General features: G+C 46.9%; 2 protein-coding genes and 1 pseudogene. 1 reads left to right on the top strand and 2 read right to left on the bottom strand.

Going from position 1 to position 3,025, the window contains the following annotated elements:
- Window positions 1-21: 21 nt before the first annotated feature.
- Complete coding sequence (locus tag FD01_RS10795; protein WP_056964255.1) at window positions 22-495, bottom strand: TetR/AcrR family transcriptional regulator; 474 nt, start codon at window positions 493-495, stop codon at window positions 22-24.
- Window positions 496-738: 243 nt separating this feature from the next.
- On the opposite strand from FD01_RS10795, the gene FD01_RS10790 reads away from it, so the two are divergent.
- Window positions 739-1,971: an aminopeptidase gene (locus FD01_RS10790; RefSeq protein ID WP_054719905.1), complete on the top strand. Its 1,233-nt coding sequence runs from the start codon at window positions 739-741 to the stop codon at window positions 1,969-1,971.
- A 479-nt stretch (window positions 1,972-2,450) separates the two neighbouring features.
- Here FD01_RS10790 and FD01_RS10785 read toward each other — a convergent pair.
- Window positions 2,451-2,972: pseudogene (locus FD01_RS10785) on the bottom strand (ABC transporter permease); the annotation flags it as partial.
- Window positions 2,973-3,025: the final 53 nt, after the last annotated feature.

Raw genomic sequence — 3,025 nt, 5'->3', positions numbered from 1 at the left:
TCATTTGAATACATAATGACATCATACCCGAAGTCCAGGAATTTGTCCGCACGCCCCAATCCACAACGCGTTGAGCAAATCGTGACGTTGTTCTGCGCTTAAACCCGCCACGGGTTGATAATCCATCAACATGCTATCGGTTTGTTGATCCAAAAAGTCGCGGATCTCATCAACGCCAAAATGCCCTTGCACAAAAACGGCGTTGTACAACAATGGCTCAGACACCACGAAATCAGCGAAAGCCAAGCCTAAGTCCACTAAAGGATCAGAGGTATAGCGTTGCCCTAATTGGTTTTTTAAATCTTTACGCAACCGCATCATCACCGCTTTTTTCAACTCCCCCATTGAGTTGAATTCCAAGTAGATCGGTTGCGTGGAACAGTTCAAATGTCTGGCAATATTGCGAGCCGTAAAGACCTTGAAGCCAGATTCGATGACGATTTGATACGCCATGTCTAAAATTTGTGTATCGGTGATTGATTTCTTGCGCGCCATGCGGTTCCCCCACTTTCAAACAGTACCCCATTTTAGTTCTAATGTTATTTTACCAAAGCATCTGGAAAACGCAATCATTATTATTAAGAAAATACTAAACTCATCTAGCCGCCCTTTTCAAGTTATAAAAAATCCGAATCAGTTTTCACGTTCATTGGTGACGACCACGTGTTCTTGTTATTCCGGTGCGCATTTGGGGTTTATGTTATGATGAGGAAAATGGAAAAAAGTGAGGACACTCCCATGACATTACCCAATTTCACTGAAAGTTTAAAAAAATACGCCACCTTAGCCGTTGAAACCGGCGTCCAAGTCAAACCAGGCGATACTGTTTATTTGCAAATCAGTACTGAATTACGTGACTTTGCCGCCTTGATCGTTGAAGCCGCTTATCAACGTGGCGCCGCAGAAGTCCAACTGTGGTGGCAAGATGATGCCATCACCCGCCTCAACATGCAACATGAAGCAGAGGAGCGCTTATTCACCCAATCTCCAGATGTTGAAGCACGGTTCAACTACTGGTTAGATCGCAACGCCAAGCGCATCACCGTGACCAGCGGCGATCCGGATAACCTCGCCGGCATTGATGCCAAGCGCATCGCTGGTTTTCAAAATGGTTTCCAAAAAGCGTATGGCAACTTGATCAATGCGATTTCTAACAATCAAATTTCTTGGACTATTTTAGGCGCGGCTACCCCTGCTTGGGCGCATAAAGTTTTTCCTGATGTGGACGTCGATACTGCTGTCGATCAACTTTGGGCCGCCATTTTTAAAACGACGCGCATCGATCAACCAGACCCCGCTGCCGCTTGGAAGCAACACGATGAGATGCTATCAACGAAATCTGCGTGGTTGAACCAAATGCAATTTGATGCGCTCCATTATCAAGCACCAGGCACTGACTTAACGGTGGGTCTACCTCAAAATCATGTTTGGGAAGGCGCAGGGTCCTTCAATCCTCAAGGCGAAGAATTCATGGCGAATATGCCAACTGAAGAAGTCTTCACGGCACCGGATAACCGTCGCATCGACGGCACCGTTGCCTCCACCAAACCGCTTTCCTATGCTGGCACGATTTTAGAAGGCATGCATTTCACCTTTAAAGATGGTCAAGTGATCAAAGCCCATGCTGAACAAGGCGATGAAACGTTGCAACACCTTCTGGCGATCCCTGGAGCGCGTTCACTTGGCGAAGTGTCGTTAGTCCCAGATCCTAGCCCGATCAGCCAGTCTGGGATCATCTTCTACAACACCTTGTTTGACGAGAATGCCTCCGATCATATGGCGTTAGGCACTGCCTATCCTTTCTCCATTGAAGGTGGCATTGACATGAGTGTCGATGAACTTAAAGCGCACGGTTTAAACGTTGCCGATACTCATGTGGACTTTATGATGGGATCCGCTGAAATGAATATCGATGGCATTACAAAAGATGGTAAACAGATTCCCATTTTCCGTAATGGCGATTGGGCATAACATGCCAAACACCACCAGTCAAAAGCCAATACTTGGCCTTGACTGGTGGTGTTTTTTACACGCTGGCACAATTATTTTTGTGATGACGAGGGTGATTCATCTAAGTGTTTGCACATTTTAACGCAATGTTTCATCTTGCAATCGCTTGCAGCTCTTGATATAGTTGGGCCAAGTTAAATCGGTCCGGTTTCCAAATGCGCGCACAGAATGTTTTCCGGAACGAGGCAACGGGGTCTTGCGGCGTCGGTCGACCTGCAGGCTTGTGCCAACTACGCATCGATGCAGACCGGATCGCACACCGCGATCGGCACAGTTAACTTTACCCGAATGCTTTCAATGTACAACCAGCCTGGGTAGGCGGTTTCCCCGCTAGCACGCCCGGGTACATAACCCAAATTCTGCCGTCATTGACGGCTATTTTTCGTGGTGACAACAAAAAGTGGCTGGCCTTTTTGCAAGGCCAACCACTTTTAATGACATTATTCAGCACGCAATGCGATTGCAGCATCCTTCTTGGCTGCCATCCGGGCTGGTACGTGCCCACCCAGAATGGTCAAAATCGTTGAAATCAACACTAAGACGATCGCATGAACTGGATTGAGCACTGCCACACCAGATAACCCAGTGACGCCGGCTAACACCGAGTTGATCGGGAAGGTCAAGGCCCAAGCCACGATCACCCCAAAGATCCCAGCGCCAAAGCCTAAAATAAAGGTTTCAGCATCGAACACGCGAGTAATATCTTTCTTGCGCGCCCCTAAGGCTTTCAAAACGCCAATTTCTTTGGTGCGTTCCAAAACAGACGTATAGGTGATAATCGCGATCATGATCATGGACGTGACTAACGAAATTCCAGCAAAGGCTACTAAGACGTAAGTGATGGCATCCATCAAACCACCAGTCATATCAGAAACCGTCCCTGCTAAATCCGTGTATACCACTTGATCTGCTTTCGACTTGCCTTTGTTGTATTTATCCAAGTAATTTAAGACTTTATCTTTTACCCGCGTTTTACAATCAAGTTAGCCACTATCGTTAGCACTCAGACAAAATA

It is taken from the genome of Lacticaseibacillus manihotivorans DSM 13343 = JCM 12514 (assembly GCF_001435035.1).
GTDB classification, from domain to species: Bacteria; Bacillota; Bacilli; order Lactobacillales; family Lactobacillaceae; genus Lacticaseibacillus; species Lacticaseibacillus manihotivorans.
This window is presented reverse-complemented; position numbering and strand designations above follow the sequence as displayed.